Genomic DNA, 22,894 nt, shown 5'->3' on the forward strand with positions numbered 1-22,894 from the left:
CGGACCGCCCGCGGGGCCGTCAGCCGGTGACCCGCCGGCCGCCCGCCAGTTCCAGGTGGGTGCCGGTGAAGGCGCGGCGCATCCGGCGGTCGTGGGTGACGACGACGACCGTGCCGGTGTAGTCGGCCAGCGCGGCCTCCAGTTCCTCCACCAGCAGCGGCGAGAGGTGGTTGGTCGGCTCGTCCAGGAGCAGCAGGTCCACCGGGCGGGTGACCAGGCGGGCCAGGTCGATGCGGCGTCGCTGGCCGACCGACAGGGAGCCGACCGGCAGTGCGAGTTCGGAGCGCCGGAACAGGCCGAGGGCGAGCAGTTCCTCCGTGTACTCGTCGGGGTGGCCCAAACGGCCGTCGGCGAACTCGGCGAGGACCGAACGGCGGGGCTGCTTGGGCAGCTCGTCCTGGCGCAGCCACCCGGTGTGCCCGGCGCGGACGACCGTGCCGCGGTCGGGTTCCAGATCGCCGGCGAGAACCCGCAGCAGGGTGGATTTCCCGGCGCCGTTCGGCCCGGTGATGAGCAGCCGTTCGCCGGGGGCGACCGCCATGTGGTCCAGCCGCAGCCGACCGTCGACCTCCAGGCCGGTCACCTCGGCCAGCGGTGCGGCGGGGTCTGCGGGATCGGCGGGGTCGGCGGCGGGTTCGCCGGCCGGGGTGAGGGACACGGTGAACCGCAGCGGGTCCGGCGGGCGCGGCACCGGGTTGTCCTGGAGCCGCTTGAGCCGCTCGTTGGCGTTGCGGGCCTTGCTGGAGGTGGAGCTGCTCGAGGACCGGGCTCGGTGGTGCTCGGAACCGCTGAACGCCCAGGGCCCCCTCTTGGCGATGGTGGCGAGCATCCGTCCGGCGTTGGCGGCCAGGGTCTCCTGCCGCTCGATCTCGGCCAGGTGGTCCTGGTACTCGCGCTCCCAGCGGGCGCGGGCGGCGGCCTTGGCGGTCAGGTAGCCCTGGTAGCCGTCGCCGTAGCGGTTGACGGTGCGCCGGTCGGGGTCGACCTCCAGGATCGTGGTGGTGACCGCCTCCAGGAAGGCGCGGTCGTGGGTGATGACGACGACCGTGCCGCGGTGCTCGCGCAGACGCCTCTCCAGCCAGTCCACGGCCTGGTCGTCCAGGTCGTTGGTGGGTTCGTCGAGCAGCAGCAGTTCGGGGGCCGCGGCGAGGGTGGCGGCCAGGGCCAGCCGGGAGCGCTCACCGCCGGAAAGGGTGTCCACGGCCCGGTCCCGGTCCAGGCCGGGCAGGCCGAGGCCGTGCAGCGCGGCGTCGGCGCGGGCGTCGGCCTCGTAGCCGCCGCGGTCCTCGAACTCGGCTTGCAGATCGCCCAGTTCGGCCATCCGGCGCGGGCCGTCGTCACCCGCGAGAGCCGTCTCCGCCGCGTGCAGCCGCCGTTCCAGGTCCCTGAGGTCCGCGAACGCCCGGTCCAGGACGTCCCGCACCGTGGCCCCGGCGGGAAGGTCGAGGCGCTGCGGCAGATGGCCCACGCCACCGGGAGCGGCGACGGTCACCTCACCGTTGTCGGCGCCCTCCACGCCGGCGAGCAGCCGCAGGAGGGTCGACTTGCCCGATCCGTTGTCACCGATGACGCCGGCCTTCTCACCGGGTCTGACGGTGAGGGAGACACGGTCCAGCACGACGTGGTCGTCGTAGCGCTTGGTGACCTCCTCGAGGGTGAGCTGGGAATGCGCCCGGGACGCGGTGGGTGAGGACAGTCGCACAGGCATCTCCAGGTGGTGGGGGGGGCGGTCGGCGGGCGGTGCCGTCGTCCATCATCCCGGCCTGACCGCGCGCGTGGTACCGACCGTGGCCCCCATCGCTCGAGACTCGCTGGAGAGCCGCTCGAAAACGGTGCCGGGGCGGTACGGGTACGGCCGTCCTCAAGCGGTTCCTGAGCGGTTCTCCGGGGGGCGTTGACAGGGTGACCGGCGTTCGTCGGTCGTCGTCACAACGCCAGGAGGCCGCCATGACCGCGCAGGTTTCGGAGCAGCCCGTCACGCGGGAGCGGCAGGTGCCCGCGCCCCGCCCGCGCATCAGGGGCCGGTCGGCCGCCGCGCTCGGGGTGATCGCCGCGTGCAACGCGATGATCCAGCTCGACGACCCGATCGTGAACATCGCGCTGCCCGGCATGCGCGAGGGACTCGGGCTGTCCGCCGTCGACGCCTCGTGGGTGGTCAACGCCTATCTGCTGGCCTTCGGCGGGCTGCTGCTGCTCGGCGGCCGGGCCGGTGATCTGCTGGGCCGCCGCCGGGTGTTCATGGCGGGCGTCGCCCTGTTCACCGTCGCCGCGGCGCTGCGGCCACTGGCCCCGTCGGGCGAGTTCCTGGTGGCCGTGCGGGCCGTGCAGGGCGCCGGGGCGGCCCTGGCGGCGCCGAGCGGGCTCGCGTTGCTGTTGAGCACCTTCGTGGAGGGCGGCTGCCGCAAGCGGGCCATCGCCCTGTGCACCACCGTGGGCGCCGTCAGCACGGCCGGCGGGCTGCTGCTCGCCGGGGCGCTGACCTCGCTCGGTTCGTGGCGCTGGGTGCTCCTGCTGGACGTGCCGGTGGGCCTGGCGATCCTGCTGCTGGCGCCGCTGGTGCTGCGCGAGACGCCCCGCCACCGCGGCCGGTTCGACCTGCCCGGGGCTCTGCTGTCGGCGTCGGGCGCGGCGGCGCTGGTGTACGGGCTGACCCGGGCCGCCGAACTGCCGTGGAGCGACCCGGGGGTCGCCGGGTGGGTGTGCGCCGGGGTCGCGCTGCTGGCCGTGTTCGCGGTGGTCGAGCGGCGGGCCCGGCAGCCGATCGTGACGCCCCGGCTGTTCGCCGACCGTGACCGGCTCCTCGCCTACCTGGGCACGCTCGCGGTGCCGGGCGCGCTGATCGGGACGTACTTCTTCCTCAACCAGTTCTTCCAGCGGGAGCACGGGTGGTCGGCGCTCGCCACGGCCTGCGCGCTGCTGCCGCTGCCGGTCACGATGGCGGTCACGGCGGTCGCCGCGGCCCGCCTGGAGCGGTACACGGGCGCCCGGCGGATGTGGGTGGCCGGTGCCTCGATGCTGGCGGCCGGGAACCTGTGGCTGGCCACGCTGTCGACGGACCACGCCTACGTCACGTCCGTGCTGCCGGCGCTGCTGCTGCTCGGCGCCGGAATGGCGTGCAGTGTGCTGCCGGCGACCGTGCTGGCCACCTCGGGGCTGCGCGGCGACGAGGCGGGCGGTGCCGCCGGAGTGCTCAACGCGCTCCAGTCCGTGGGTGGTTCGGTCGGCCTCGCGACCCTCGTCACGGTGTCCTCGCACACCGGTGGCATGCCGGGCGGCTTCGCCACGTCGGCGGCCTTCGCGTGCCTGGTACTGCTGGCCGCGAGCCTGGTGGGCCGGGGACGGTGAGCGGGCCGGGAACCGCCGGGCCGGACCGGTCGAGGCATCCGGCCCGGCGGTTCCCGGCGCCGGTCCTCACAGGCCGGCCGCGTCCCTCAACTGCTGGACCCGGTCGGTGCGTTCCCAGGTGAAGTCGGGCAGCTCACGGCCGAAGTGACCGTACGCCGCGGTCTGGGCGTAGATGGGGCGCAGCAGGTCGAGGTCGCGGACGATGGCGCCCGGCCGGAGGTCGAAGACCTTGGTGACGGCGTCCTCGATACGCCGCTGGCCGACCCGTCCGGTGCCGAAGGTCTCGACGAAGAGGCCGACCGGCTCGGCCTTCCCGATGGCGTACGCAACCTGGACCTCGCAGCGCTCCGCCAGCCCCGCGGCGACGACGTTCTTGGCGACCCAGCGCATCGCGTACGCAGCCGAACGGTCCACCTTGGAGGGGTCCTTGCCGGAGAAGGCGCCACCGCCGTGGCGGGCCATGCCGCCGTAGGTGTCGATGATGATCTTGCGGCCGGTCAGGCCCGCGTCACCCATCGGGCCGCCGATCTCGAACCGGCCGGTCGGGTTGACCAGCAGACGGTAGTCGTCGGTCTCCAGCTTGATGCCGTCCCCGGCCAGCTCCGCGAGGACGTGCTCGACGACGTACCGGCGGATGTCCGGGGTGAGCAGCGCGTCGAGGTCGATGTCGGAGGCGTGCTGGGAGGAGACCACGACCGTGTCCAGGCGTACCGGGCGGCTGCCCTCGTACTCGACGGTGACCTGGGTCTTGCCGTCCGGGCGCAGGTAGGGCACGGTCCCGTCCTTGCGGACCTCGGTCAGGCGGCGGGAGAGCCGGTGGGCCAGCTCGATGGGCAGCGGCATCAGGGAGGGCGTCTCGATGGTGGCGTAGCCGAACATCAGGCCCTGGTCGCCGGCGCCCTGCCGGTCCAGTTCGTCGTCCTCGCCCTCGACCCGGGCCTCGTAGGCCGTGTCGACGCCCTGCGCGATGTCCGGGGACTGAGCGCCGATCGACACCGACACGCCGCAGGAGGCGCCGTCGAATCCCTTGCGGGATGAGTCGTAGCCGATGGCCAGGACGGTGTCCCGGACGATCTGGGCGATCGGCGCGTACGCCGTGGTGGTGACCTCGCCGGCGACGTGCACCTGACCGGTGGTGATGAGCGTCTCCACGGCGACACGGGCGCCGGGGTCCTCGCGGATCAAGGCGTCGAGGACGGCATCGCTGATCTGGTCGGCGATCTTGTCGGGGTGGCCCTCGGTCACGGACTCCGAGGTGAACAGGCGACGGGACATGACTCTCCAGTGGTGTGGCCTTCGACGGCGGCCGGCGGACCCGGCCGCCGCTGCGCCGCCGACGAGCCGGTCACCTGGGGTGTCCGGCCCGTGCGGCGACGGATTCGAGCGTCCGGGCGAAGGCGGCGTCGTCGGTCGTGGCGCCGGTGAGCACCACGAGCGGGGGCCGTCCTCCGTCCGTCGCGATGCGCCGGGCGATCTCGCAGGCGGCGGTGCCTCCGCCGGAGAAGGCGGCGAGGACGAGCGGGGGGTCGGTGTCGTGCGGCGGGCCCGGTGCGGCGTGGCCGCCGCCCGCGGTCGTGCGCAGCAGGACGACCGACTCGGGGCCCCGGTAGGTCTCGGCCAGCCGTTCGTAGCGCGCCCGGGGCAGGCCGTGCGTCTGGACGAGGCACACGGTGCCCGCGCCGGGGCCGGTGGCCGGTCGCAGCGGGGCGAGCGGGGCTTCCGCCGGTGCCTCGGGCACGGGGGCGTGGGACGGGCCGGCCGCGGCGGGGACAGGAGCGGCGGGGGCGGTGGACAGCAGGCGCAGCAGATCGGCGACGGTGGTGGAGTCGGCGGCCAGGTAGGGCACCTCGGTCAGCAGCGACGCGCTGTCGGTGAGCGCCTTGGTGGCGTCGGCGTACGGGGAGCGGTCGTGGGACGCGGTCAGGACGAGTCCGCCGTCGTCGTCCCGCCGGGTGACGAGCGTGACGGGGAAGGCGGTCCGGGCGCCCAGCGGTTCGGGCCGCCCCACCCGGACGCCCTGCGCGGCGAGTTCGGCCGTCAGGTCGTCGACGTTACGGGGGCCGCCTTCGAAGACCAGGAGGCTGCCGTCCGGGAGCGCGGCCGCCGAAGCCGCGGACGCGGCGGGGGTGGACGCGGTGGGTGCGGACGCGGGAGGTACGGGTGGCGGGGACTCGGCCGCCGGAGACACGGTCCCCGATGACACGGACGGCGAAGGCACAGGCGGCGAAGACCCGGCCACCGAAGACTCGGCCCAGTCGCGGATCTGGCCGGGCGAGACCCATTCGTAGGCCGTCATGTCCAGGATCCGGTCGCGCACCTCGGTGAGCAGGGTCGCCACCGTGGACCGGGGGTCGACCTCGACGCTCAGCGGCAGCGGGGAGCGCAGCGGGGCGGGCAGGCGTTCGGCGCCCTCCAGCGTGATGCCGCGGCCGGGGACGGCGACGCCGAAGCGGACCCGTGCCGGGCCCTTTGCCCCGCTGGCCCGGTACAGCAGCACGGCCCACAGGGTCTGCAGGACACCGCTCTCGGTACTGCCCCAGTGCGCGGCCCAGGCGGTGAGCCGTTCGGTGAGGGCCGCGTCCAGGCGCACCTCGGTGCGCCCGGTGGTGGGGCCGGGGGCCGCGGTGAGCGGGACGGGGGCCGCGGTGAGCGGGACGGGGGAGACGGCGTCGGCGCGGGGCGCGGCGTGCGACCAGTAGTCCCGGGCCGGCGCGGTGTCCTGGCGGTGCAGCCAGCGGACGTAGTCCCGGATGTCGGGGCGTCGTTCCCCGCCGGGCAGCCGGCCGCCGGCCAGGTAGGCGCGGTAGAACTCGCGCACGAGCAGGCGGGCGCTGAAGTCGTCGAGCAGCGCGTGGTGGTAGGTGAGCAGCACCCTGGACGGCGTGTCGCCGCCGCGCCCGGCGGAGCCACCGCCCAGGACGGTGACCCGCAGGCCGGGCGGCAGGCGCGGGTCGAGTCCGCGCCGCAGGTCGTGCTCGACCAGGTCGGGCCAGCCCACGGTGCCCTGCGGCAGCCACAGGACGTCGGCGTCCACGTCGTCGTGGAGCAGGAGCAGCGGCTCGGGCCCGTCGCCGAAGGCGGCGCGCAGGACGCTCTCCCGGTCGACGACGGACTGCCAGGAGGCACGGAACCGGTCGAGGTCGAGCCGGCCGTGCCAGGCCCAGATCAGCCGTTCCACGTGACGGCCGGGGTGGGCGTCGGCGTCGGCGAGCAGTTCGCGCTGGAGCGTGGTGGGCGGCACGGACCGGGCGGCGCGGGCACCGGCCGCCGGATGGGTGAGCAGGTCGGCGAGCAGGCCCCAGGGGAAGGCGGCGCCGGGTGCCCCTGCGCTGAGGCGCAGCGTGTGGCGCGCCGGGCCGTGGCGGTCGATCCGGTGCGGCGGGGCCGGCGCGTCCGGGTGGTGGACGGCGACCTGGTCGAGGGCGGCTTCCAGCCGGTCCCCGTCCAGCGGGCCGTGCACCTCCAGTGCCGGGTCGTCGTGGGGGGCCGGCCCGAGGTCGAGCACGATGGTCGTGTCCCGGCCGGGCGGCGGTGGTGAGGTGTGGTGGGCGGTCATCGACGGTCCGGGGCGGGCACCTTCCGGGTCGCGCGTACGGCGTAGGGTCCACGCGTACGGCTGTGTGCACGACGGTTGTGTGCACGACCTCGGCGTGCGGCTCGAAGGCCCCTCCCTCCCCTCTGTGCGAACGCCCGACGAGTATGCGCGCGGGCGTCGACACGGCCCCGACACGGCGCTGACACGGCGCTGGACGGGGCCGGCGCCCGGACGGGTGTCTCCTCACGGGCAGGTCCCGACGGGTCAGGTCCCGGTCCCGGCTGCCGCCCCGACCGGCGGTTCGGGGGCGAGCAGGCCGGCGACGGCTCCCATGAACCCCTCGTCGAGCATGGTGCGGGCCGCGGTGTCGCGGGAGGCGTCGAGGCCGGCGTCGTGGCAGGCGGCGCTCAGGAGGTAGCGGTCGAGCACCCGGTGCGTGCTGAAGGCCCATTCGCCGCGGGAGGCGGGCCGGCCCCCGGGGGTCAGCAGGCCCGCTCCGTCGGCGCCGAATCCGAACTCGGTGAAGCCGAGCCGCAGTCCCTGCCCGATGGCCTTGGTGTACGCCTCCTTCAGGGTCCACAGCCGCAGCAGGGCCGCCGACCGCCGCGCCTGTGGCAGCAGTTCCAGTTCGGCGCGTTCGGCGGGGCTGCAGACATGGCTGTGCAGCAGGTCGAACGACATGGCGCGGTCGGCGGGTTCGGCGTCCACGCCGATCCTGCCGTTGCGGCTCACGCCCACCGCGATCAGGTCGTCGGTGTGGGTGAGACTGATGTCGACCTGGTCGAGTCCGCGCAGATAGGGCCGGCCGCCGATCTTGTACGCCAGGTTGAGGTCGGTGGCCCGGACGCCCAGGGCGGCGGCGGCCGTGAACTTGGTGACCAGGCGCGAGGTGACGAACCGGTAGCGGATGAGCGGGTCCTCGGTGCGCCGGTAGCGCTGCCAGTCCCGGCCCAGGAGCGGACGCAGGCCCGGATCGGTGACGGCGGTGCCGAGCCACTCGCCCCAGGTGGTGAACACCACGGCGTTGCCCCGCAGCCGCATGCCCTCGCGCACGGCCTGCCACGGGCCGTCGGGGCCGCCGACGTGGATCGGCTCGCTGATGCGGTCGGTACCGGCGGCTCCGGTGTGTGCCGGGAGGGTGTCCGCCAGGGGGGTGTCCGTGGGGCGGTCCGGTTCGCGTGTCAGGGGGTTCACTGCGTCTGTCAGGGGGTTCACTTCGGTCCACCCTTTCCATGGGTCGGGCGCTCGGGGGTGCGGTGCGTGCCGTCCGCGCGCGGGCACCGCCGCCGGGACCGGCCGCGGTGCCGGAGGCGGTCACTGGGCCAGGACGGTGGCGTCCAGGTCACAGGCGAGGCCGGACCGGTAGCGGCGTATCAGCTCGTCGAGCACCTGCCGCGTGCAGCCGTCGGGCAGGTCGGGTACCGGGACGCCGAGCCGGGTGCCGATCCGGGACAGGGCCAGCACGGCCCAGGCGGCGTCGGCGAGGAAGGGGTCCGTGCCGTCCTGGCCCTCCCAGACGCCGAGGACCGCGGCGGCGCTGACGAGCAGGCTGTAGCGGTCGCTCAGCACGCACACGGCGGGGTCGGCGAGCGCCCGGCTGCCGTAGGGCGGCAGCGTCCGGCAGGTTTCCCGCAGGGCGCGCAGTTCGGCGACGAACGCCTCGGCGAGTTCGGCGAGCGCGCCGATCTGGCCGCCGACCCGGCGGCCCGCGGCGAGGCGGGCGGCCGAACCGGCCAGGGACGCGGCCATGAAGTCGCCGCCGCCCGCGATGCCCAGCGTCCGGTAGTCCAGCGCGGGCAGGTCGGCGCCCGAGCGGAACAGTTCGGGCGGCGGCTCCTCCTCGGCGAACCAGGCGGACTCCGCCAGCGTCCTGAGCTGCGGGACGATCACGGCCTGGCAGGAGGCGGTGCCGGCGTGGCCGAGTCCGGCGACCGGCAGGTCCCGGACCAGCTTGCCGAGGGCTCCGTACTCCGGGCTGCCGAGGTCGTAGCCCCGGCCGCCCAGCACCGCGGCCAGTTCCTCCAGGTTCTCCCGCAGCAGGTCGGGGACGACGTACTTGACGGCCGCGGCGAAGACGTGGGCCCGGCCGGGCAGCAGGCCGAGCGCGCGCAGCGCGACGGTGGCCATGGCGTCGCAGGCCAGCAGGTCGGCGAAGACGCCGGTGAGGGCCTTGTGCCAGCGGCGGGCGACGGGGCCGCTGCGCCCGGTGGTGGCGGCCCGGACCGCGGAGTGCAGGACGGTGTCGGCGGCGGCGGTGACGACACCGCAGATCACGCTGCGGTTGACCTGGAAGGTGCGCAGGGCCAGGGCGACGCCGTCCCCCGGACCGCCGACGAGCGCGTCGCCGGGCACCGCACGGCCGTCGAACTCCAGCCCGCTGAAGAGGGCTCCGCGCATGCCCGAGGTCTCCACCCGCGGCAGGTGACGTGTCGTGCCGGGTCCGGCCTGCGCGGGGTCGAGGAGGAACACGGAGTGGCTGCGCGGTCCCCGCGCGGCGTCGGTGCGGGCGTAGACGACATGGGCGTTCGCGCGCGCGGCGTTGATGACGACGTCCTTGCGGCCGTGCAGGAGGTGACCGCCGCCGGGCGCCGGACGGGCGGTGAACTCGTCCCGCAGGATGGCGTTGGCGTGGGCGAGCTCGTGGTGCAGGATCGTGGCGCGTTTGCCGGCCAGCAGCAGTCCGGCCAGCTCGTGCCGCTGGCGTTCGCTCCCGGCCGCCCAGACGGCGCCGGTCGCGAACATCGACGTGATGCCGTGGCCGAAGCCCAGGGCGACGTCCCGCCGGAAGACCGGGCGCAGGGTCCGGGCGAGCAGGTCGGCCCGGGTGAGCCGGCCGCCGTACGCGACGGGCACGAACTCGGCGGCCCAGCCCTCCTCGTCCAGCAGGGCCTCGGTCTCGGGCGGCGGGGCGCGCCGGTCGTCGGCCGCGAACAGGGCACGCAGTCCGTGCGGGTTGGCCGGGTCGTACGGGTCACCGAGCAGGGTCTCCAGCCGTGCCGCACGCGCGCGTGCGTCCGCCTCCCAGTGGCCCGGCGGGCCGCCGGACCCGGGTGCGGGTGCGGTCTCCGCTATGCCGGTCATGGCGCGGTGATCAGCTCCTTTGTCCCCTGACGGCCCTCTCGCACGCCCGGACGCCACCTTGACGGCGCCGCCTCGTGAGCGGCCACAGCGGCGCTGGAGCGGTGCCGGAGCCCGGCCGGACCACGGCGGCGCCCGGCCCCGGGGCGGGCCGTCAGACTCCCGCGCGCGCGGACAGTTTCCGTGCGACGAAGGCGTCGAGTGCGCGGAGGGTGCGGAAGTGCTCCAGATCCATGTCCTCGTCCTCCACCGTGACGCCGAACTCGCGCTCCACGAAGGCGACCAGCTGCATCGCGAACAGGGAACTGACGTAGCCCAGCTCGAAGATGTCGTCGTCGTCCCCGAGGTCGTGGACCGGGAAGAACCTGGAGAGGTAGGCCGCCGTCCTGGCCCTGGCGTCCGTGCTCATCGCTCACCGTCCTGTCGTCGCGGTGGCCCCGCCGGGGGTCCGTCGAAGGCTCCCGGCATCGACTGTCCAGGCCGGCGCTGGAGTGCGCCCGGAGCCGCGATGGACCCCGGGCGCACCGGCCGTTCACCCGGACCGCACCGTTGACTCGGCGTGTTCCCGGGCCAGTTCCAGGGTGTTCGTGGAGTTGCGGCCGAGTGCCTCGCGGACGTACCGGCGGGCCTGCGCGAGGTCCGCGCCCGGGCCCAGGACGCGTTCGACGGCGTCCTCGCGCAGCACCACGCTGTGCTGCGCCACGGCGGTCGTCCCGCTGCCGTCGGACACCACGGACCACTCACCGGTGTGCGCCTCCATCAGCGCGGGCGTGGCCGTCTGCTTGTAGACGATGCGGCCGGCGTGCGGGAAGCAGATCCGCACGGACTCGGTGGTGTGCGAGGTGCCGTCCGCGGTGAGCGTGTCCATCGCCATGACCTGGACGCCGGGTGCGTCCTCCGTGACCTCCAGCCGGGACACGTGGGGGATCAGCCGGGGCCAGTCGCCGACCCGGTAGAGGAAGTCGTAGACCGGTTCGGCGGGAGCGTCCACGTGGACCGAGTCCTCGAAGGACAGGACCAGTGTGTCGAAGCGCCGCCAGCGTTCGGCGAGTTGCCTCAGGCTGGCCAGCTCGGCCCGGGAGTTGGTGTCGACGGCCCGCTCCACCCAGTCCACGTCCTGCGCCCGGTCGCCGTACACGGTGAAGTCGTGCAGCAGGGTCAGCAGCGTGGTGCCGCCCGGCAGCTCCTCGACCGCCCAGGTTCCGTGCATCGTCTCCACCGGCGCCTGCGGATGCGACTGGCGGAACTCCACCCGCCGGGTCGCCGGGTCCTGCACCCGCTGCGAGATCCAGGACCGCACCTGGCCGTTGGCCGTCGCCCACATCCGCAGCCGCTCGTTGGTACCGTCCGTCTCCAGCCGCTCCACGTGGACGTTCGGTGGAAAGAACAGCGGCCACCGCACGGCGTCCGCGATCAGTCCGTAGACGATCCCGGCCGGTGCGTCCACCTCGGTCGAGTGCGACGTCCTGTGCACGCGCTCACCCGTCACCACACACCTCTTCCCTGACGTTGTTTCAGAAATTGCCCAGTCCGCCGCAGACGTTGAGCGCCTGCGCGGTGATGGACGCGGCCGGCCCGGAGGCCAGATAGGCCACGAGTGCGGCGACCTCCTGCGGCGTGGAGTAGCGGCCGAGGGGGATCTTCGCCTCGAACTGCTCCTGCACCGCGTCCTCGGTGGTGTCCCAGGCGGTGGCGTACCCCTGCCGTACGCGGGACGCCATCGGCGTCTCGACGTAGCCCGGACAGACCGCGTTGACGGTGACGCCCGTGGGGGCGAGTTCGCGGCCCAGCGCCTTGGTGAAGCCGACCACACCGTGCTTGGAGGCGCTGTAGGGGGCACCGAGCAGGACGCCCTGCTTGCCGGCGGTGGACGCGATGTTGACGATCCGTCCGTGGGCGGCGCCGGCCAGGCCGCCGTTCTTGAGTACCTCGCGGGTCACCAGGAACACGCTGTTGAGGTTGGTGTCGATGACGTCGTACCAGAGGTCGTCGGTGAGGTCGGCGGTGACGCCGCCACCGCTGCGTCCGGCGTTGTTGACGAGGACCGTGACGGGCCCGTACGTCTCCACCGCGGCGCGCACCAGGTCGGCAACCGAGGTGCGGGAGCGCACGTCGGCGGCCCTGCCGTCCACCTCCAGGCCCTCGGCCCGCAGTTCCTCGACGGTCTGCTTGACGTCGGCGTCGGTGCGCGCGCACAGGAAGACGCGGTGGCCCGCGCGGCCCAGTTCGCGGGCCACGGCCAGTCCGATGCCGCTGGTGCCGCCGGTGACGAGGGCGAGGGGGGGCTGTGCGGTCACGTTCGGTCCTCCTTCGTGCGGGGTGCGGGTGCGGGGCGTACGACGTCCGGCTCGCGGGGCGGCTGCCCGGCGAGCCGGGTGGCCGGCCGCAGCGGGGCCAGCGACTGCTCCAGCGCGGTGCGGGTCAGGGAACGGCCGCGCGCGGCGACGTAGCCGTCCGGGCGCACCAGCACCCAGCAGCCGGCCGCCAGGCCGAGCGCCCGGCGCAGCGCGGAGTCCGGGTCGGTGAGCGGGGCGGGGCCCTCGGTGGGGCCGCCGCCCAGGGTCCGGACGGACAGCCACTCGCCGTACTGCACGGCGGCGGTGACGGCCACGCCGGTGGGCCCGTCGCCCGGTCCGGTGCCCCCGGCGGCCAGCAGCAGCGACCAGCGGGGGTCCCGCAGTTCCTCGTGCAGGGCGCAGAAGCCGGGCACGCGCGAGTCGTGGACCCGCGCGGCCGTGACCCGCTCACCGGGCGCGGGCCCGGCGCCGGAGAGGTGCGGGTGCGGGTCGGGGCTGGTCAGTGAGGATTGGAGGTAGCCGATGCGCAGCCCGGACATGCCGCCCAGCACCTTGCGCTGGATGGCCCGTCGCAGTGGCGGCACGTTGCGGACGACGGTGAAGACGACGGGCAGCGCGACCGACGCCATCAGGTTCTTGAGCTGGACCAGGACGGTGGCGGTGCGGGTGGAGCCGAGCAGCGCCTCGCCGATGGGCACCCGCTCCTCGCTGTAGCTCTCCAGCAGTTCCCGTCCGGCGTGCCCCTGCTCGACCTGGGCCAGCTTCCAGGCCAGGTTGTACGCCTCCTGGATGCCGGTGTTCATGCCCTGGCCGGAGGCGGGGCTGTGCACGTGGGCGGCGTCTCCGGCGACGAAGACCCGGCCCTGCTGCATCCGCCGGACCATCCGCTGCTGGAAGGTGAAGACGGAGGTCCACTCCGGTTCACCCACCCGCGCCGTACGTCCGAGTCCGGCCGACAGCTTGGCGCCGAACCGCGCGGCGACGTCGTCGGCGGCCCCGGGGCCGGGGGCGGTGTCGAGCAGCCGCCAGTACCCGTCTCGGGCGTAGGGCACCATCATCATCGCCTGGCTGCCGGTGTGGGCCCAGTAGATGGTGTCGGGCGGCAGGTCGATGTCGACGGGCGCGTCGGCGAGCATCCACGTCTCGCTGGTCTCCCCGAGCAGTTCCAGCCCGAGCAGCTTGCGCACCGTGCTGTGCCCGCCGTCGCAGCCGACCAGCCACGAGGTCTCGACGACCTCTTCGTGGCCGTCGCGTATCAGCCGCAGCACCACCCGGTCGTCGTCCTGCTCGAAGGCGGTCAGGCGGGTTCCCCACTCGATGTCGACGCCGTGCCGGGCCACGGCCCGGCGCAGCTCGGCCTCGGTGTCCGTCTGGGCGACGATCAGCGAGTACGGGTGGGAGGTCGGCATCGTGGAGTAGTCCGCCTCCAGGCGCACCAGGCGGCGGCCGCGGGAGAACATGGTGAAGGCCCGGTTCCGGCGGCCCCGCGCGACCACGGCGTCGGCGATGCCCATCTGGGCGAACGTCTCCAGGGTGCGCGGGTGCGCGGCCACGGCCCGGCTGGTGCGCGCGGGTCCGTCGGCGGCGTCGATCAGGCGCACCGCGACGCCTCTGCGGGCGAGTTCGTGGGCGGCGGTCAGGCCGACGGGGCCGGCGCCCACGACGACGGCTCGGGGCTGCCCGGGGGCGGCCATCAGGCGCTCGCCTCCACCGTCTCGAACAGCCCGGGCTCGGGGCTGGCGAGCGGGCCGAGCTGCTTGACCAGTGACTGGAACTCGTCGCTGCGCACGGCCTTCTGGTGCGCGTCGGCGTCCTCCCAGACGGCCAGCTCCAGGTAGACGTTGGAGTGCCAGGCGTGCCGCATGACCTGGTGGCTGACGTAGCCGGGCTGGGCGGCCATGTAGGCGGTGAGCTTGTGCTTGACGGCGAGGAAGGTGTCGAGGTCGCCGTGCACGGTCAGTTTGTTGACGAAGGTCACCATGGTCTGCTCCTGGAGGAGGTCGAAGGGGCGGAGTGCGGGCCCGGTGCGGAACGCGGCCCGCTCGGCGAGCGTCTGGCGCACACGGCCGCGTGCCGGTTTGCCGGTGGGGGTGCGCGGTACGGCGGACAGGACTTCGGCGGCCCGGACGTGTTCGAAGGGCGCGAGCTGTTCGTTGGCGCGCGCGACGACCCGGTGCAGCACGTCGTCAGCGGCCCGCGCGCCCGGGTCCTCGCGCAGGACGACGCCCGCCCAGGCCGCCCGGCCGTGCTCGGGGTCGCGCAGGCCCGCGACGACGCAGTCGGCGACCCGTGGGTCCCGGGCGAGGACCCGCTCGACGCGGCCGGGCGAGACGATCTCGTTGTCGTACTTGAAGATGTCGTCGACCCGGTCCACCAGTCGCAGCGTGCCGTCGTCGTCGACCGAGCCGATGTCCCCGGTGCTGAACCAGCCGTCCGGGCCGATGGGGGTGCGGGTCTGCTCGCCGAGGTAGCCGGCCATCAGTTGCGGCCCGGTGACCTGCACCTCCCCGAGGGAGCCGGGCTCGACCGGACGGCGGGTGGCGAGGTCCACCAGCCGGCACTCGGTCCCGGGCACGGGAGTGCCGACGGTGCCGGGCCGGTGAGGGAGGCCGGGCCGCTGGCAGTGGGTGAGCGGGGACAGCTCGGCCATGCCGTAGCCCTGCACGACCGGAACGCCGAGCAGGTCGCCGAGGGTGCGCGCGGCCTCGGGCAGCAGCGCCGAGCCGCCGGACAGGACCGCGGTGAGCCGGGTGCCGCCGCGGGCGGCGGGGGCGGTGCGGGGCAGCCGCTCGTCGGCGGCGAGCCGGTGCAGGCGGGCGGGCAGCCCGTAGTAGTGGGTGGCGCCGGTGCCGGCGGCGACGGCCAGTGACGTCACCGGGTCGGGGTCCTGGCACAGGACCTGGCAGGCGCCCGCGTCCAGGGCGCTGTTGAGGTGCATGACGTGGTAGAGCGGCAGGTGGTTGACGGTGACCGAGCCGGGTCCGAGGCCGTGCGCGAGGGCGGTCTGCCGGGCGTTGGCGACCAGGTTGCGGTGGGTGAGCAGGACGCCCTTGGGGCGGCCGGTGGTGCCGGTGGTGAACTGCACGCAGGCGACCGCGTCCGGATCCGCGCCGCCCGGGCGCCCGAGGGCGGGCCCGGCCGCGCCGTCCAGGGCCGTGTCCAGCGGCAGGCAGCCGGCCGGTACCCCGCCGTCGGCGGGGTCGGTCACCACGACGGTGTCCAGGGCGGGCAGGGCGCCGCGCAGCCGGACCAGCCGTGCGGCGGTGGCCGAGGGCACCAGGGCGAGTTCGACGCCGGCGGCGGTGACGACGTGCCGCAGCCCGTCGTCACCGATCAGCGGGTTGATCAGGACGACCGTGGCGCCGCCGCGCGCGACTCCGTGGTAGGCGGCTGCGAACACCGGGTCGAGCACCGAGGCGACGCCCACGCGCGCTCCCGGACGCCGCCCGGTCTCGCGCCGCACGAACGCGGCGATCCGGTCGGCCAGCGCGTCCAGTTCGCCGAAGGTCCAGGCACCGCGTTCGGTGCGTACGGCGAGCCCGTCGGGGTCACGGACGGCGGCCGAGCGCAGCAGGCCGTCCACCGTCATGTCGGGGTAGGCGAGGTTCGGCACGGCTCGTCCTCCAGCGGGTCTCGGGGGGCGCTAACCACGTTCTGCCGGACCGCTTGAGGAAGGTTCGAAGAATGCTCGATCCGGACGGCGGACAGTGGGCGCATCCGACGGAACGAAAGGCTGGTCCGCATGATCACCGAGACGCTCGACCGCTTCGAAGGCCTCGCCGGGCAGACGGGGTTCGGCGACCTGTACGCGCAGGTGCAGCGGTTCTACGCGCACCAGATGCAGCTGTTCGACCTGCACGACGCCGACGGCTGGGCCGCGACGTTCACCGAGGACGCCGTCTTCAGCGTGCCGACCCTGGACGCGCCGGTGCGCGGCCGGGCGGGCCTGGTGGCCAACGTGCTGCGCAACAGGCGCCGCCAGGAGGACAGCGGCGAACAGCACCGGCACTGGATCGGCATGCTCGACGTGCGCTCCGGTCCGGACGGGACGCTGCGCACCCGCTGCTACGCCCTGGTGTACGTCACCCCCCGGTGCGGCGGCTCCGAGCTGCTGCGGGTGTGCGTCATGGAGGACGAGCTGGTCCGCGACGGCGGCGAGTGGCAGACCCGGCGACGTGTGGTCACCCGGGACGACCTGGCCTGAAGGGGGCTGACGACATGACGGTGCAGACCATCGGGAAAGGGCTCGCCACCGACGAGACCGCCCTGTACGCGCGCGTGCAGCAGTTCTACGCGGACCAGGTCGTGCTGCTGGACGAGCTGCGGGCGGAGGAGTTCGCGGCGACGTTCACCGAGGACGGCGTCTTCGCGCCCTCGCCCTCGGTTCCGGCCGCCCACGGGCGCGCGGCCATCGCGGCGGCGCTGGTGGCCGCCCACGAGCGGCGGTTCCGCTCGGAGGAGGTGCGCAGGCGTCACTGGTACAACATGCTGCGCGTCTCGGTCCGCCCGGACGGGGCGCTGCACACGCGGTACTACACGCTGGTGGCCGTCACCCGGCCCTGGAACCCGGTGCCGGCCATCGGGCCGAGCAGCGTGGTGGAGGACCTGCTGGTGATCCAGGACGGCGCGCTGCTCACCCGTGAGCGCCGGGCCGTCCCGGACCATCTGTCCTTCTGAGCCGCTTCGCGCCGCGCGGTGAGACGGCTCCCGGGGCCGGCGCGGTTCAGGCGCGGCAGAGGGGGAGCCCGCCGTGGTAGCGGGTCATCTCGGCGAACAGCGCGGGGATGTCCAGCGGGTCGCCGGGCCGGCCGCCCAGGGCCTCGTGGAAGGCGCGGTGCAGGTTGGGCACCAGCCGTTCGGCGTCGAGCAGGTCGGCGTACGGGCCGGGGCCCGCCTCGCGGGCGGTCTCCAGCGGGCCCAGCCCGGCGGCCAGGCCGTCGGCGGCCAGCCGCTGGAGGCGGCGCAGGTACTCCTCGTTGACGTCGAACAGCTCCGGACCGCCCACCGGGCCGTGGCCGGGGACGACGGTGCGCGCGCCGAGGGCCCGCAGGGTGCGCAGCGCCTCGATCGACCCGGCGACCGATCCCATCGGGCAGAACGGTGTCACCCCGGCCATGACGAGGTCGCCGGTGAACAGCACCCGCCGTTCGGGCAGCCAGACGACGGTGTCGCCGGTCGTGTGCGCGGGTCCGAGGTGCAGCAGTTCGGCGCGCAGCGCGCCCGCGTGCACGGTCATCCGGTCGCGGTAGGTCAGCTGGGGCGCCACCACCTCCAGGTCGCCCCAGCACACGTCGGGCCACAGACCGGTCAGGTGCAGCCCGGCCGCGGTGACGTCGTCCCGGGCCCGCTCGTGGGCGACGACCAGTGCCTCGGGGAAGAGGTGGTTGCCGAAGGTGTGGTCACCGTGGAAGTGGGTGCTGACCAGCAGGCGCGGCGGGCGCGGCTCGGTCCGCAGCACCGCCTCGCGCAGCCGCAGGGCGCGTGCCCGGGTCGCTGCGGTGTCCACCAGGACGGATTCGCCCGCGTCGGTGAGCAGCCCGGCGTTGCTGAGGCACCATCCGCCGTCCGGCTGGATGTGGGCGTGCACCCCGTCGGCGACCTCGACCAGCCGCCCGGGACCACCCGGCGCGCTCATCCGCGGCTCCCTTCGTCGACGCCGGCCGCGGACACGGGCGCGGACACCGGCGCCGGCCCGGGCGTGCTGAACAGGTCCGTACGCACGGTGGCCGGGTCGGGGCCGTAGGCGATGCGGTGGGTGATCAGCGCGCCGATCCGGGAGCGGGTGACCACGGCGGCGGCCCGGGAGCGCAGCCGGGTGGCGACCGGGCCGCTGCGGCCCAGCAGCGCCTTGGCCTGGATCCGCTGGATCCGGTGCACGGTGGCCGCCGCGGGCCTGCGCCGTCGCTCGTAGGGCAGCAGCCGGTCCCGGCTCGCGTCGCCCGCGCCCACGGCGTCGAGCAGGACGGGGTGCGCGGCGGCCGCGTCCTGCAGGGCGAGGTTGATGCCCTGCGCGCCGATCGGCCCGTGGGTGTGGGCGCTGTCGCCGACCAGCAGCAGCCCGTCGTCCACCCACCGGCCGGCCTGCGCGGCGAACACGTCGAACAGGGTGAGGTCCGACAGCGAGCGCAGATGTTCGTGGATCAGGTCCGCGAAGGCGGGCAGGGCGTCCGCCAGTTCGCGGCGGACGTCGTGGATGCCGCGGGCCGCGACCCGGTTCCAGGTGCGGTGCGGCAGGGTCCAGCCGACGCGCAGCCGGTCCGGATGGGTGTCGTGCACGAGCAGTGCGCCGGTGTCGGTGCGGTGCACCCGTACCGCGCCGGTGGCGCGTCCCGGCGCGGGCAGCGCGAACCAGGCCACGTCCTGGTCGAACGCCTCGCGGCGGCCCGCGTCGATGCCGGCCAGCATCCGGGTGCGGGAGTGGCGTCCGTCGGCGCCGACCACGACCCCGGCCCGCACGGTGGTGGTCCCGCCGTCGCGCCGGTGCGCCGCCACGCCCGCGATCCGCTCGCCCTCGCGCACCAGCCCGGAGACGCGGTGCCCCTCCAGGAAGGTGAATCCGGGCAGGGACCGGCAGGCGGCGAGGAGTTCGTCCAGCAGGTGGCGCTGGGGCAGCGCGAGCAGACAGTCGTACGGCGCCGGCAGCCGCCGGTAGTCGATGTCCAGCAGCAGCCGCTCGTCCTGGAGGACCTGGAAGCCCTCCAGTTCGCGGGCGCCCCGGGCCCCGGCGGCGGACAGCACCCCGAGTTCGTCCAGGACGCGCTGTCCGCCGGGCTGGAGGATCTCGCCGTGGAAGTCGCGGCGCAGGCCGGTGGAGCGCTCCACCAGGGCCACTTCGACGCCGGAACGCAGCAGCATCAGGGTGAGCGCGAGCCCGGCGGGCCCCGCGCCGACCACACAGACGTCGACGCGCGGTGTGTCGACGCGGCTCATCTCGGGCACGCCCGGCGAGGTCATGAGGTGGTCCTCCTTCAGGCGGCGGTGCGCGCGGACAGGGCCTTGTTGACGAGGTCGAGGTACTGGCGCGGCGTCTCCGCCTCGTCGAGCGCCTCCTCGTCGAGCGTGACGTCGTGGTCGCGCTCGATGATGCCGGTGACCTGGAGCAGGGCGAGCGAGTCGTAGCCCAGGTCGAGGAACGGCGTGTCGAGGACGTCGCCGTTCAGGTCGATGCCTTCTCCCTCGCCGGCGCACGTGCGCAGCAGGGCGGTGAGTTCGGTGAGCTCCAGCCGGTCCACGAGGTGCCTCTTCTTCCTTGGGTCCGTGGGTGGTCCGGGCAGCGGACGCGGTCGCCCGGCCCGGGTGTCGTCGTCAGCCGGCGGCCCGTACGACCGTCGCGGCGTTGAAGCCGCCCCGGCCGCGGGCCAGGACCAGCGCGGTGCGCAGCCGGGCGGGGCGGGCCCGGCCGGTCACCAGGTCCACCGGGCAGTCGTCGGCGACGCGGGACGTGCCGACGGTCGGCGGGATCACCTGGTCGCGCAGGGCGAGCAGGGCCGCCGCCAGGTCCACCGCCGAGCCGCCCGACAGCAGCCGGCCGGTCATCGACTTGGGCGCGGTGACGGGCACGCCGAACGGCCCGAACAGGGTGGTCAGCGCCTGCGCCTCGGCCCGGTCGGCGGCCCGTTCACCCGCCGCGTCGGCGAACACGACGTCCACCTCGGCAGCGGTGATTCCCGCGTCGGCAAGGGCGAGTTCGGCGGCGGCGAGCAGCCGGGGGCGGCCGGTGCCGGGGGCGGGGTCGAAGGTGGCCGCGCAGCCCGCGACGAGGCCGAGGACGTCGGCACCCCGGGCGCGCGCGGCGTCGCCGTCCTCGACGACGAACAGCGCGCCGCCCTCACCCACGACGTGACCGCGCGCCCCGGCGTCGAACGGCAGGTACGCCCGGCCGGGGTCCTCGGCGGTGCTCATGCCGCCGGCGGCCAGGTGCGCGGTCCAGCCCCAGGGACACAGGGTGGAGTCGGCGCCGCCGGTCACCACGGCCTGGACGCCCCGGCGCAGCTGGCGGCGTGCCTGGGCGACGGCGTCGAGGCCGCCGGCCTGTTCGGACACGACCACGCCGCTGGGTCCGCGCAGTCCGTGCCGGATGGAGATCTGGCCGGAGTTGGCCGCGTAGAACCAGGCGAACGACTGGTAGGCGCCGACGTGCCGGCTGCCCCGGCTCCACAGGGCCTGGAGCTCCCGCTGGCCGAACTCGAACCCGCCGGCCGCGTTGGCGGTGACCACGCCGACGGCGTAGTCGGGCAGCCGGCCGGGGTCCAGCGCGGCCTTGTCGAGCGCCTCGGCGGCGGCGGCGAGCGCGAGCCGGGTGACGCGGTCGGTCTGCGGCAGCAGCCGTCCGGAGACGTGCTCCTCGTCGGCGAACCCGCGGACCTCCCCGGCCAGCCGGGCGGGGCAGCCGGAGGCGTCGAAGCGGGTGACGGGGCCGATGGCGTTGTGGCCGCGCAGCACGGAGTCCCACCAGGCCTCGGTGCCGACGCCGCCGGGCGCCACGACACCGACGCCGGTGACGGCGGCCGTCACGTCGCGGGCACCGATCAGCCCTCTCTCCTGTCCGGCGACGGCGGTCATGCGGCCACCTCCGGCCGGCCGCCGGTGAGGACCATCGCGCTCTGGAAGCCGCCGAAGCCGCTGCCGACGCTGAGCACGGTGTCGGTGCGCTGCTCCCGGGCGGTCAGCGGCGTGTAGTCGAGGTCGCAGTCCGGGTCGGGCTCGTGCAGGTTGGCGGTGGGCGGCACGGTGTCGTGCTTGATCGCCAGGGCGCAGGCGGCGATCTCCAGGGAACCGATCGCGCCGAGCGAGTGCCCGATCATCGACTTGATGGAGCTGACCGGGACCTCGCGGGCGTGCTCGCCCAGAGCGCGTTTGAAGGCGGCGGTCTCGTGCTTGTCGTTCTGCTTGGTGCCGGAGCCGTGGGCGTTGACGTAGTCGACGTCGTCGGGGTTCACCCGTGCCTCCAGCAGCGCGATACGGATGGCCTCCGCCATCTCGGCGCCGTCCAGGCGCAGTCCGGTCATGTGGTAGGCGTTGGAGCGTCCGGCGAACCCGGCGATCTCGGCGTACACGGGTGCCCCGCGCCGCAGCGCGTGTCCGTACTCCTCGAGGACGAGCATGGCGCAGCCCTCGCCGAGGACGAAGCCGTTGCGGGTGCGGTCGAAGGGGCGCGAGGCGGTCGCGGGCTCGTCGTTGCGGGCCGAGGTGGCGCGGATGGCGTCGAAGGAGGCCAGGGTGATCGGGGTGATCGGCGCCTCGGAGGCGCCGGCGACCATCACGTCGGCGCTGCCCTCGCGGATGAGGCCGACGGCGTGGCCGAGCGCGTCCAGGCCCGACGTGCAGCCGGTGGAGACGACGGCGACCGGTCCCAGCGCACCGGCGTCCCGGGCGACCTCGGCGGCCAGGGAACTGGGCACCAGGTAGTCGCCGAGCCGGGCCTCGGCCCGGGTGTGGTCCAGTCGCCAGTCGGCGCCGTGCTCGCTGACGTGCGCGTAGATCTCGTCCAGGCCGGTGCTGCAGCCGACGGCGCTGCCCAGCACGACGCCGGTGCGTTCCCCCGCCGCGGCGGTGTCCAGGCCGCTGTCGGCGACCGCCTCCCGGGCGGCGACCAGCCCGAACTGGGCGGCCCGGTCCAGGCGTCGGGCCTCCTCGGCGGTGAAGCCGTGCCGGGCGGGGTCGAAGTCGGCCTCGGCCGCGATCCGCGACCGGAACGCCGAGGCGTCGAAAAGGGTGATGGGCCGGGTGGCGGTGCGTCCGTCGGTCAGCAGCGACCAGAACGCGGCGGTGCCCACGCCACCGGGCGCGACCACCCCGATCCCGGTGATGGCGACTCGTCTCATCGGCTGTCCCTCACGCTCGTCCTTGGGTGGTCGACGGTGCGGGCCCCGCCGCCATTCGGCGTACGACGCGGCAGGTCCGCCCGAGCAGCCGGGGCAGTGGATGCCCCCGTACGAAGAAGTGGTCTCCCGGCAGAGTGCGGGTGACCACCCGTCCCGCCGTCCAGCGATGCCAGCCGGCCATCGCCGAGGGCGGTGCCAGCGGGTCGTCCGCGCCCGAGACGACCAGCACCGGCACCCGGAACGGGCGGCCGGACACCGGCTGCCGGGCGGCCTCGCGCAGGGCGTCGGCGAGGACCAGGTCGTCGCGCAGCACCGGCAGCACCTTGCGCTGCCACAGGCCGCCGGGGACCGCGTCCCTGGGGCCGGCGCCGACGGTGTCGAGCAGGTCCCGCAGGCGCTGCGGGGGTTCCCGGCAGGCGTCGGAGAGCACGGAGGCGGCGTCGGGGGGCGGGCAGGCGCCCACGGCGAGCAGCGCCGGGGTGGGCAGGCCGGCCTCGTGCAGCGCCCGGGCGAGGGTGTAGGCGACCAGCGCGCCCAGGCTGTGGCCGTAGAGCACGTAGGGGCCGGCGGGTGAACGGAAGCCGTCCAGCAGGTCGGCCAGCAGCGCGTCGCGTCCGGTCGCCCGGGGTTCGCGCCGCCGGCGGTCGCGGCCCGGCAGCAGATGGGGCACGGGCAGGGCGCCGTCCCCCAGGCCGGCGGCCCAGCCGTGGAAGACGGAGACCCCGGCGCCGGCGTGCGCGAAGCAGTGCAGCGGCACCGGCGGTGCGTCGGACATGAACCGTCCCTCCTTCGCGGGGTGCACTGGTCCGGGACCC

The 22,894-nt window shown here is 74.9% G+C and carries 19 protein-coding genes; 3 read left to right on the forward strand and 16 right to left on the reverse strand.

The features are described from left to right. Positions 1-19 precede the first annotated feature (19 nt). Entirely contained in the window at positions 20-1,708 is a 1,689-nt protein-coding gene (gene abc-f / locus ACH4NX_RS37455) for a ribosomal protection-like ABC-F family protein (RefSeq protein WP_398130307.1), read from the reverse strand. A gap of 239 nt (positions 1,709-1,947) precedes the next feature. Between abc-f and ACH4NX_RS37460 the strand changes: the two genes are divergently transcribed. Then, complete coding sequence (locus tag ACH4NX_RS37460; protein ID WP_398130308.1) at positions 1,948-3,345, forward strand: MFS transporter; 1,398 nt, start codon at positions 1,948-1,950, stop codon at positions 3,343-3,345. A gap of 66 nt (positions 3,346-3,411) precedes the next feature. On the opposite strand, the gene metK is transcribed toward ACH4NX_RS37460, so the two are convergent. From metK to ACH4NX_RS37505, 9 genes are all read right to left on the reverse strand, one after another. Then, on the reverse strand, positions 3,412-4,620 hold the full coding sequence (metK, locus tag ACH4NX_RS37465; RefSeq protein ID WP_398130309.1) for a methionine adenosyltransferase: 1,209 nt from the start codon (positions 4,618-4,620) through the stop codon (positions 3,412-3,414). 70 nt (positions 4,621-4,690) lie between these two features. After that, positions 4,691-6,901, reverse strand: coding sequence for a condensation domain-containing protein (locus ACH4NX_RS37470; RefSeq protein WP_398130310.1), 2,211 nt, complete (start codon positions 6,899-6,901; stop codon positions 4,691-4,693). Positions 6,902-7,144: 243 nt separating this feature from the next. Next, on the reverse strand, positions 7,145-8,095 hold the full coding sequence (locus tag ACH4NX_RS37475; protein ID WP_351400647.1) for a 4'-phosphopantetheinyl transferase superfamily protein: 951 nt from the start codon (positions 8,093-8,095) through the stop codon (positions 7,145-7,147). 99 nt (positions 8,096-8,194) lie between these two features. Further along, on the reverse strand, positions 8,195-9,961 hold the full coding sequence (locus ACH4NX_RS37480; protein ID WP_398130311.1) for an acyl-CoA dehydrogenase: 1,767 nt from the start codon (positions 9,959-9,961) through the stop codon (positions 8,195-8,197). Positions 9,962-10,112: 151 nt separating this feature from the next. Continuing rightward, positions 10,113-10,367, reverse strand: coding sequence for an acyl carrier protein (locus tag ACH4NX_RS37485; protein ID WP_351400645.1), 255 nt, complete (start codon positions 10,365-10,367; stop codon positions 10,113-10,115). Positions 10,368-10,490: 123 nt separating this feature from the next. Then, entirely contained in the window at positions 10,491-11,447 is a 957-nt protein-coding gene (locus ACH4NX_RS37490; RefSeq protein ID WP_398130312.1) for an aromatase/cyclase, read from the reverse strand. A gap of 25 nt (positions 11,448-11,472) precedes the next feature. Next, positions 11,473-12,255: a 3-oxoacyl-ACP reductase FabG gene (gene fabG / locus ACH4NX_RS37495; RefSeq protein WP_398130313.1), complete on the reverse strand. Its 783-nt coding sequence runs from the start codon at positions 12,253-12,255 to the stop codon at positions 11,473-11,475. Next, entirely contained in the window at positions 12,252-13,949 is a 1,698-nt protein-coding gene (locus tag ACH4NX_RS37500) for an FAD-dependent oxidoreductase (RefSeq protein ID WP_398130314.1), read from the reverse strand. Before ACH4NX_RS37500 ends, fabG begins: the two co-directional genes overlap by 4 nt. Continuing rightward, positions 13,949-15,868 (reverse strand): AMP-binding protein, encoded by a 1,920-nt coding sequence (locus tag ACH4NX_RS37505; RefSeq protein ID WP_398130315.1) that lies wholly within the window; start codon positions 15,866-15,868, stop codon positions 13,949-13,951. Before ACH4NX_RS37505 ends, ACH4NX_RS37500 begins: the two co-directional genes overlap by 1 nt. A gap of 129 nt (positions 15,869-15,997) precedes the next feature. On the opposite strand from ACH4NX_RS37505, the gene ACH4NX_RS37510 reads away from it, so the two are divergent. Next, positions 15,998-16,459: a nuclear transport factor 2 family protein gene (locus ACH4NX_RS37510; protein WP_351400640.1), complete on the forward strand. Its 462-nt coding sequence runs from the start codon at positions 15,998-16,000 to the stop codon at positions 16,457-16,459. 14 nt (positions 16,460-16,473) lie between these two features. Then, positions 16,474-16,932 carry a nuclear transport factor 2 family protein gene (locus ACH4NX_RS37515; RefSeq protein WP_351400639.1) on the forward strand — a complete coding sequence of 153 codons (459 nt, stop codon included), beginning with the start codon at positions 16,474-16,476 and terminating at the stop codon, positions 16,930-16,932. Positions 16,933-16,978: 46 nt separating this feature from the next. Here the strand turns inward: ACH4NX_RS37515 and ACH4NX_RS37520 are convergent, their stop codons facing one another. From ACH4NX_RS37520 to ACH4NX_RS37545, 6 genes are all read right to left on the reverse strand, one after another. Continuing rightward, positions 16,979-17,890 (reverse strand): MBL fold metallo-hydrolase, encoded by a 912-nt coding sequence (locus tag ACH4NX_RS37520; protein WP_351400638.1) that lies wholly within the window; start codon positions 17,888-17,890, stop codon positions 16,979-16,981. Next, on the reverse strand, positions 17,887-19,209 hold the full coding sequence (locus ACH4NX_RS37525; protein ID WP_398130316.1) for an FAD-dependent monooxygenase: 1,323 nt from the start codon (positions 19,207-19,209) through the stop codon (positions 17,887-17,889). Before ACH4NX_RS37525 ends, ACH4NX_RS37520 begins: the two co-directional genes overlap by 4 nt. Before the next feature lie 14 nt (positions 19,210-19,223). Beyond that, the gene (locus tag ACH4NX_RS37530) at positions 19,224-19,487 is read right to left on the reverse strand and encodes an acyl carrier protein (RefSeq protein ID WP_351400636.1); all 264 of its coding nucleotides are present in this window, start codon (positions 19,485-19,487) and stop codon (positions 19,224-19,226) included. Between the two features lie 73 nt (positions 19,488-19,560). Continuing rightward, positions 19,561-20,817 (reverse strand): beta-ketoacyl synthase N-terminal-like domain-containing protein, encoded by a 1,257-nt coding sequence (locus ACH4NX_RS37535; RefSeq protein ID WP_398130317.1) that lies wholly within the window; start codon positions 20,815-20,817, stop codon positions 19,561-19,563. Continuing rightward, complete coding sequence (locus ACH4NX_RS37540; protein WP_398130318.1) at positions 20,814-22,079, reverse strand: beta-ketoacyl-[acyl-carrier-protein] synthase family protein; 1,266 nt, start codon at positions 22,077-22,079, stop codon at positions 20,814-20,816. The genes ACH4NX_RS37535 and ACH4NX_RS37540 overlap by 4 nt, the downstream gene beginning before the upstream one ends. 10 nt (positions 22,080-22,089) lie before the next feature. Next, positions 22,090-22,854, reverse strand: coding sequence for an alpha/beta fold hydrolase (locus ACH4NX_RS37545; RefSeq protein WP_351400633.1), 765 nt, complete (start codon positions 22,852-22,854; stop codon positions 22,090-22,092). Between the last annotated feature and the right edge of the window lie 40 nt (positions 22,855-22,894).

Origin of the sequence: Streptomyces sp. NPDC017225, assembly GCF_044331465.1 — a bacterium.
GTDB lineage: Bacteria > Actinomycetota > Actinomycetes > Streptomycetales > Streptomycetaceae > Streptomyces.

Excerpts from the sequence above, each read along its gene's own strand:
- ACH4NX_RS37535 (WP_398130317.1), bottom strand. The coding sequence starts at position 20,817 with ATGACCGCCGTCGCCGGACAGGAGAGAGGGCTGATCGGTGCCCGCGAC.
- ACH4NX_RS37540 (WP_398130318.1), bottom strand. The coding sequence starts at position 22,079 with ATGAGACGAGTCGCCATCACCGGGATCGGGGTGGTCGCGCCCGGTGGC.
- ACH4NX_RS37515 (WP_351400639.1), top strand. The coding sequence starts at position 16,474 with ATGACGGTGCAGACCATCGGGAAAGGGCTCGCCACCGACGAGACCGCC.
- metK (WP_398130309.1), bottom strand. The coding sequence starts at position 4,620 with ATGTCCCGTCGCCTGTTCACCTCGGAGTCCGTGACCGAGGGCCACCCC.
- ACH4NX_RS37470 (WP_398130310.1), bottom strand. The coding sequence starts at position 6,901 with ATGACCGCCCACCACACCTCACCACCGCCGCCCGGCCGGGACACGACC.
- ACH4NX_RS37460 (WP_398130308.1), top strand. The coding sequence starts at position 1,948 with ATGACCGCGCAGGTTTCGGAGCAGCCCGTCACGCGGGAGCGGCAGGTG.
- ACH4NX_RS37525 (WP_398130316.1), bottom strand. The coding sequence starts at position 19,209 with ATGACCTCGCCGGGCGTGCCCGAGATGAGCCGCGTCGACACACCGCGC.
- ACH4NX_RS37510 (WP_351400640.1), top strand. The coding sequence starts at position 15,998 with ATGATCACCGAGACGCTCGACCGCTTCGAAGGCCTCGCCGGGCAGACG.
- ACH4NX_RS37520 (WP_351400638.1), bottom strand. The coding sequence starts at position 17,890 with ATGAGCGCGCCGGGTGGTCCCGGGCGGCTGGTCGAGGTCGCCGACGGG.
- ACH4NX_RS37500 (WP_398130314.1), bottom strand. The coding sequence starts at position 13,949 with ATGGCCGCCCCCGGGCAGCCCCGAGCCGTCGTCGTGGGCGCCGGCCCC.
- ACH4NX_RS37545 (WP_351400633.1), bottom strand. The coding sequence starts at position 22,854 with ATGTCCGACGCACCGCCGGTGCCGCTGCACTGCTTCGCGCACGCCGGC.
- ACH4NX_RS37485 (WP_351400645.1), bottom strand. The coding sequence starts at position 10,367 with ATGAGCACGGACGCCAGGGCCAGGACGGCGGCCTACCTCTCCAGGTTC.
- ACH4NX_RS37480 (WP_398130311.1), bottom strand. The coding sequence starts at position 9,961 with ATGACCGGCATAGCGGAGACCGCACCCGCACCCGGGTCCGGCGGCCCG.
- abc-f (WP_398130307.1), bottom strand. The coding sequence starts at position 1,708 with ATGCCTGTGCGACTGTCCTCACCCACCGCGTCCCGGGCGCATTCCCAG.